This is a genomic window from Yeosuana aromativorans, assembly GCF_014646655.1.
Classification (GTDB): Bacteria; Bacteroidota; Bacteroidia; order Flavobacteriales; family Flavobacteriaceae; genus Yeosuana; species Yeosuana aromativorans.
Window position 1 is genome coordinate 770,318 of sequence record NZ_BMNR01000002.1, and the last position, 7,469, is coordinate 777,786.

Annotated in this window: 4 protein-coding genes; all 4 read right to left on the reverse strand. The window is 35.5% G+C overall.

Annotated elements, in window-relative coordinates; genetic code table 11:
• Positions 1-89: 89 nt before the first annotated feature.
• Positions 90-2,411 carry a glycoside hydrolase family 20 protein gene (locus tag IEW94_RS06855; protein ID WP_188651306.1) on the reverse strand — a complete coding sequence of 774 codons (2,322 nt, stop codon included), beginning with the start codon at positions 2,409-2,411 and terminating at the stop codon, positions 90-92.
• Between the two features lie 5 nt (positions 2,412-2,416).
• The gene (gene lacZ / locus IEW94_RS06860) at positions 2,417-5,560 is read right to left on the reverse strand and encodes a beta-galactosidase, LacZ type (RefSeq protein ID WP_188651308.1); all 3,144 of its coding nucleotides are present in this window, start codon (positions 5,558-5,560) and stop codon (positions 2,417-2,419) included.
• A 6-nt stretch (positions 5,561-5,566) separates the two neighbouring features.
• Positions 5,567-6,583 carry a glycosylasparaginase gene (locus IEW94_RS06865; RefSeq protein ID WP_188651310.1) on the reverse strand — a complete coding sequence of 339 codons (1,017 nt, stop codon included), beginning with the start codon at positions 6,581-6,583 and terminating at the stop codon, positions 5,567-5,569.
• A gap of 40 nt (positions 6,584-6,623) precedes the next feature.
• The coding region (locus IEW94_RS06870; protein ID WP_188651311.1) for a putative glycoside hydrolase at positions 6,624-7,469 on the reverse strand (846 nt) is incomplete at its 5' end.

Genomic DNA, 7,469 nt, shown 5'->3' on the forward strand with positions numbered 1-7,469 from the left:
TCATAATTGGCTTGCGAAAATATTTTAACCGAAAATAATATAGAGATGATTGATGTTCCTTTTTTTTAATTTAATTATCATGTCTAACTTTAATTCACTAAGATTTCATCAACAAATAACCATGCATCACCTCCACTTGGAGTTGTTTTTAAATTTTTTGCAATTACTTTGACAAACTTTGCCCTTATAGGCTTAAAATCAATTTTAAAATCTTTTAACTCAACGGTTGGATTGATTTCAAATGGGCGTTCAACGTTTCCAACTTCTTTATAAGTAGCTCCATCTTCGGAAACATACACTTTTATACCTGTAGGAAAATAAATTCCTGACCCTTGATTTTCTACGGAGCCAACCGTGACTTGTTCTATGGTTTGTTCTTCTTCTAAATCTATAATAACCCCCATATCATCAACTAGCCATGCTTGCCACTGCCCATCATGAAAGTTTTTGGTTCCTCGTATGGCATTCACCATGCCAAAAGTTTCAGCTCCTTTATATTTATCATTATATGGAGTCACATACTCAACTTTGTCCCCTATCGCTTTATGGAACTTAATGGTATCTGTAAAAACCTTACCAACTGGTATATCATTTTTAAACAATGATGCTTTTACAATAGTTGTTTCTTTAAGTTCTATTGGGTCTTTATATTTTATGGCAGATTCTTTTAGGTTTTTATTGCCCAAAACATATCTTATATCCGTATTTGGAAATTCATTTTTCAACGATACATAAACTGCTTTCTTATTTAAATCCATCCTCACTTTAGAAGTTATTAAATACATACTTTTAGCGTAGTTTATACCCAAATATTCATAGCGTTTAAACATAGTTTCGAGTCTTGAGGAAAAATCATTCCAATCACGTGATTCTTTTGGACTCCATAATGCTTCTGACATAGCCGCTAACCTTGGAAAAATCATATATTCAGACTGCTTGGTTGTTGGAATGTATTCTGCCCAAAGATTGGCTTGGCCACCCAATACATGTTTAGCTTCCTCTGGCGTCATACTATCTACAACAGGGTCAAATTCATACACTTTACTTATTGGTGTATAACCGCCAATGGCCAAAGGTTCTTCATTTTGTGGCCCTTGGTAATGATCAAAATAACAGTGTGTTCCCGGCGTCATGATGACATCATGTCCTTGTTCAGCGGCTTCAATACCTCCTACGGTCCCTCGCCAACTCATTACGGTTGCTTCAGGTGCCAACCCACCTTCTAAAATTTCATCCCATCCAATTAATTTTTTGCCCTTTGAATTGATATATTTTTCAATACGCTTTACAAAATAACTTTGCAGTTCCTCTTCGTTTTTCAATCCTTCTGTTTTTATTCTTTTTTGACAATGCGGGCAGGTTTTCCAATTGATTTTGGTGGCTTCATCACCTCCAATATGAATGTATTTTGAAGGAAAGATAGTCATGACTTCATCAAGAACATCTTCCAAAAACTTAAACGTACTGTCCTTTCCAGCACAATAGATATCTGTAATTGGCCATACACCTCCTGATGGTACTCCAATACTCTTGTTAAAACAAGACAGCTCTGGATAAGCAGCAACAGCAGAGCTTACGTGCGCTGGCATTTCAATTTCTGGAATGATCTCCACATTTTTTAATTGGGCATATTTTACAAGTTCCTTTAATTGGTCTTGTGTTAAATACCCCCCATATGTTCCCTTTTCGCATGGACTATTAGTAGACCTAGCATTCCATGGTTTGTTTTCTTGATCGACTCGCCATGCACCAACATCAGTTAGTTTTGGATATTTTTTAATTTCAATACGCCATCCTTGGTCATCAACCAAATGCAAATGCAAGACATTCATTTTAAGCATGGACAAACGATCTATGGTTTTCCTTATATAATCTGAATTAAAAAAATGCCGAGATAAATCCAACATTAATCCTCTGTATTGAAATCGTGGTTGGTCTTTGATGGTTAGTGAGGGAATCACCCACTCTGTGTTTAAAGCCACATCGTTACTTTCAATAGCAACAGGAAGCAATTGCCTTACAGTTTCCAGCCCATACAAAAATCCTGCATGATCTTTTGCAGCAATGGTAATGTTGTCATTATTGACCGTTAATTGATACGCTTCGTCTTTTAACGTGTCATCTTGAGTAAATTGAACATAATTGCTGTTTGGAACGGCATTTGTGATTTGTGGTTTCCAGCCTGAAGCTTTTTCAAATTTTGAAATCAACACATTTGAGATTTCTTTTTGAAAGTCGTCTGCGACCACAAATTTTGTGGCTTCTGAAAACTCAAAAGCACCTTCTGAAAGCTTTAACTCTGCTGGTTTAGGAATTATTTGGATATCCTTTTCGGTAAAAACTTTCTGCTTTGCACAGGAACAAAAAACTACAACTACAATTACTACTAAAATTTGTTTTAATGTCTTCATTTAATTTAGTTTAAAGATGGTGTTATTTTAAATTGGTACTGATAGGTTTTTGCTCTTAGCAAGTATTTTTCCATAGGCCATGCTCCCCAGCTATCAATACTTCCTAAGCCCATTTGTTTGTAATCAATTTTTAAACTTGTCAGGTCACGTTCTTTAATATCGCCAGCATGTCTTTGGTCTTTTTCTAACCCATCATCTAAATCTTCGGTTAGATAATGTAATGTTGTAAAACTGAAAAAATCATCAGATTCAATATGTAATTTAATGCTATTGTTTGATAATTCCATCCATCTGTTATCTGTTTTGTTACCTGTTTCTTGCGGACGGATATATGGATAATATTGCACTGAAACTGTTTGATTGTAAATCCCCACCTCTGAACTGTAGTTTCTATCTATATAATTCTCCCGTGGACCTCTTCCATAGTACGAAATAGTATTGAAATTTTTAGGTAAAATCATTTTCATTCCAAATCTTGGCACCATGGGTGTCTCTTTATCCTTATCTATGTTTAATAGTTCTTGCACATATAATTCGCCATTACTATTTAGTTCATAATTTAAGGTTAACTCAGAAAAAACTTGAGGTAAATCATATTTCGCTTTTACTTTAATTATGTGATCTTTTGTAATAAAATATGTCCAATCAATCAAAGTTGGGTTGTCCATGGCTTCTTTCCACGATCGTAATTTTATTTGAAGTTTTGCTCCCATATCATTATCGGTTGGGGCTCTCCAAAAATTTGGTTGTAATTGATAGCCTTCTTTTATAATAGGCTCGTTATTAAATGTATAACCTGAAATATATCCCGTGTTTTTATCAAAGACTATTTCTGATTTATCACTTTTAAAAACAATAGAATTATCATTTTTTTCAACAATCATCTTTCTTCCATTTCCTAACTCTATATTGTTTTTCCAAACGCCTTTAAGGTGAAGTTGTTCTTTGGCGATTTCAGAACCTTTCGGTAAAAATGGTTCATCTTCTTTTAAAGTGTAGCTAATATTTACAAAAGCTTCTTGAAAGTGCTTCCCTTCTAAGTTGATAGGAAGTGACACTGTTTTTTCTTTTTGAGGAGCTATTTCTAAATTATCAATAGTTCCGCTAACATCATCAACACCATCTAAAACCAATGTCCAATTTAAACGAACATTACTTAAGTTTTTAAAGAAAAATTCATTGAATACTTTAATCTTGACATCTTCTTTATTTTCCCAAGATGTAAGAATGTTTTGCAGTACATTTCTAACTTCAAAAGCATGCGGGTTTGGTTGCCTTTCTGGATTAAATACGCCATTATCTAAAAAATTATTATCGCTTGGAGTGCCTTTAGGCCCAAAATCGCCACCGTAAGCAAAAATAACAGTACCGTCTTCTTTTGTTTTATAAACGGATTGATCTACCATATCCCAAATAAAACCACCTTGAAAGTTTTTATGTGCTCTAATGACATCCCAATAATCCTTAAAATTCCCCATGGAATTCCCCATGGCATGTGCATATTCACATTGAATAAAAGGTCTTTTTGGATTTGGGTTTCCTTTAATATAATCTTCCATTCCATCTGGCGAGCTGTACATTGGGTTTACAATGTCTGAGTCCCAATCAAATTTCAATGTTTTTCTTGCCCAACCTCCAAGACTTGCTCTTTCATATTGAATGGGTCTTGATGCATCCCGTTCTTTTAACCATAAGTATGCACGGTAAAAGTTATAACCATTCCCCGCTTCATTGCCCATGCTCCAAATAATAACGGATGGGTGGTTTTTATCACGTTCCACCATACGTTGGATGCGTTGTAAATGGGCTAATTCCCAATTAGGTTTATTGGCTAGTGTTTTGGTAATATCGTACCCCATTCCATGAGATTCTAAATCGGCCTCATCCACTAAATAAATGCCATATTTATCACATAATTCATAAAAATAAGGGTCATTGGGGTAGTGAGACATTCTAACAGCATTGATATTAAACTCTTTTAAAACTTTAATATCCTGTTCCATGCGCTCTCTAGAAATAGTTTGGCCTGTAGTAGGGTCAGTTTCATGACGATTTACTCCCTTTATGTAAATAGGCTGACCATTTACTAACAGTTGTCCTCCTTTAATTTCTACTTTTCTAAAACCTATGTTCTGCGGGATAACCTCCACTGTTTGCCCTTTTTTATTTTTTAAAATGAAGTTGACTTGGTATAAATTAGGGATTTCTGCACTCCATTTTTTTGGGTTTTTTACATTGAAATTGAACGTTGCATCTTTCGTAGTTTCATCAAGTGCAATGTTTTTTGATGAAATAAGCTCCGCTTCATCTTTTAGCTGAACCTCTAAAACGTATTTATCTTTCTTTTTAAAACCTGAAAATGTTGTTGACATTTTTAAGCTCCCATCAATATATGAAGCATCTAAATCTGGAACTATTTCAAAATCTATAAGATGGGATTTATTTCTAGCATACAAGTAGGTATCTCTTGTAATGCCGCTCATACGCCAAAAATCTTGACACTCCAAATAAGAGCCGTCACTCCATTTCATAACTTTAAAAACGATGGTGTTTTTTCCATCGATTAAGAATTTATTTAAATTGAATTCTTGCGGTAATTTACCATCTTCGCCATAGCCTACATAAACACCGTTAACCCAAACAGTAAGATTCGATTTTGCAGCACCTACATGAAGAAATATATCTTTTCCTTTCCAGTTTTCATCAATAGTAATCTCTCTTCTGTAAACGCCTGTAGGATTATAATTAACAGGAACAAACGGTGGATCTACAGTAATCCAAGGTGAAAAATCATAGGTGGTATTGGTGTATATGGGATAGCCATACCCGTTTACATCCCAGTTAGCAGGAATTTTGAAATCATCCCAAGCACTATCATTATATTCGATTTTTTCAAATCCTTTGGGTAAATCATTAGGGGTTTCAACGTATTTAAATTTCCAAATACCATTTAGGTTGTAATAATTTTCAGATTGCTTCCAATCACCTTTTTTTGCCAACGCTTCGTTTTCATACACATAATATGAAGCATGCATAGGCATTCTATTTTCCTGATTGATTTTTTCATTTAACCAAAAAGGCTCGTTGTTTTGAGCCTTAATGGTCAATGATGCTATTAAAAATCCAATGATGTAAAAGATATTCTTCATAATTAGTTATTTATCCCAAGACATTTTAAATTGTGCATCTTCCATTCTGTTTCCTTTTTCTTCGTCATAAACCGCATAATTAAATCCAGAACGCAAACTATAGCCGGCATGCTCACCTTTTTTATTGACGGCAATAAAACCAACTTGTAAGTACTCCATGTCTTTGTGGTTTTTGTGTTTGTTGTAAATGCGTTCCACTACTTCTTTACAAGCCTCAAAAGGTGTTCTTCCATGACGCATCAATTCAACTACCATAGCGCTTCCTGCTGTTCTCATGACCGCTTCGCCTAAACCAGTTGCGGCCGCTCCCCCAACTTCGTTATCTAAAAACAACCCTGCTCCTATAATGGGGGAATCCCCAACGCGCCCATGCATTTTCCAAGCGGCTCCACTGGTTGTACAACCTCCAGAAATATTGTCATTATCATCAATCACCAACATACTGATGGTATCGTGATTTTCAATGTTTATGACAGGTTCATATTTAGATTCCTGTAACCATTTTTTCCAATCGGCCTCAGATTCTGGCGTTAATAGATTTTCTTTTTTAAATCCTTCTTCCAATGCAAATTGCAAAGCGCCTTCACCAGATAACATGACATGGGGCGTTTTCTCTAATACAAGTTTTGCTACCGAGATAGGATGCATAATACCTTCTAAAAAACAAACCGATCCGCAATCGCTGTTATGATCCATGATACAGGCATCTAAAGTCACTTTGCCTTCTCTATCAGGATAACCACCATACCCAACACTTCTAATCTTAGGATCAGCTTCAGGGATTTTCATGCCTGCTTCAATGGCATCTAGCGTGGGTTTACCATCTTTTAATTGTTTCCAAGTTTCTTCATTGGCCGGTAAGCCATGGTTCCATGTAGAAATAATCAATGATTTTTTTTGAGCGTTTATGATAGCAGGCACGCCTTCTGACTCGCTTTTAGCAATGTCTTTACAACTTAAAAGTGTACTGACTCCAATGGTTCCTAGAGCGGTTGTTTTTATAAAATCTCTTCTGTTTGACATAGCTCCTTTTAAAAAATTAAACCTGATAATTACCTTATTATTACAAACTAGCTTTTGTTTCTTTTATGGTGTTTAAATACTCATCAGACAAGGCGTTCCCATCAAAAAAGGCAACACCTTTAGCGCCGTTTTCCTTGGCTAACAAAATGGCTTCTTTAAGTTGTTCTTTAGACTCTATTCCTGGAATATAAATACCTGTATTCAACTTGGTTTCTTTCGCTTTTAAATCGGAAACCCCTTGTTTTGTGGCGAAGGCAATCCAGTCTAATCCTTCATTATAAAAGTTATGATAAATCATGGGGTACACTTCGTCAATGTCCCATTTGTCCCAACGTTGACGTACCATGTGATCGGCCATTTCTGGATAAGGGAATACGGCAGCCGTTAATATTTTACCGTGCTCATGAGCAATTTCATAAGCATGGTTTACAACGTTTCTAATTTGATTTAAACGAAATTGTTTCCATTCAATATCAATTTCAGGGTGTTCCATTTTTCTAGGATCTCTACCAAATTTTTCAATAAAAGCATTGACACTGGCATCGGAATAATCAAAGTCGAAATCTGGTAATTCCGTGTTTTGAACTAGATCGTACTTAGGTAATAATCCCACTGGCAAAAACACATCAGGATACCGGATGTAATCTAAATGAATACTTTTAACGCCATCTACTTTTGCCAAGCCTTCCAGCAAATCATAAATATGTTGCCGCGCTTCAGGATTACTAGAAGATAACCATTGATAGTAATCTACATACGGGCGATCATCAAAACATGATTTTCCGCTTCTACTCACCATATACCAATCTGGATGCTGCAAAGCAACAGAATCTCCGGGTCTATTCATGGTCATAATCCAAGCATGGACTTTTAAACCTGCATTAGT

What these genes read in the sequence shown, in the direction of transcription:
- IEW94_RS06855 (WP_188651306.1), bottom strand. Translation starts at nt 2,411, where the DNA reads ATGAAGACATTAAAACAAATTTTAGTAGTAATTGTAGTTGTAGTTTTT.
- lacZ (WP_188651308.1), bottom strand. Translation starts at nt 5,560, where the DNA reads ATGAAGAATATCTTTTACATCATTGGATTTTTAATAGCATCATTGACC.
- IEW94_RS06865 (WP_188651310.1), bottom strand. Translation starts at nt 6,583, where the DNA reads ATGTCAAACAGAAGAGATTTTATAAAAACAACCGCTCTAGGAACCATT.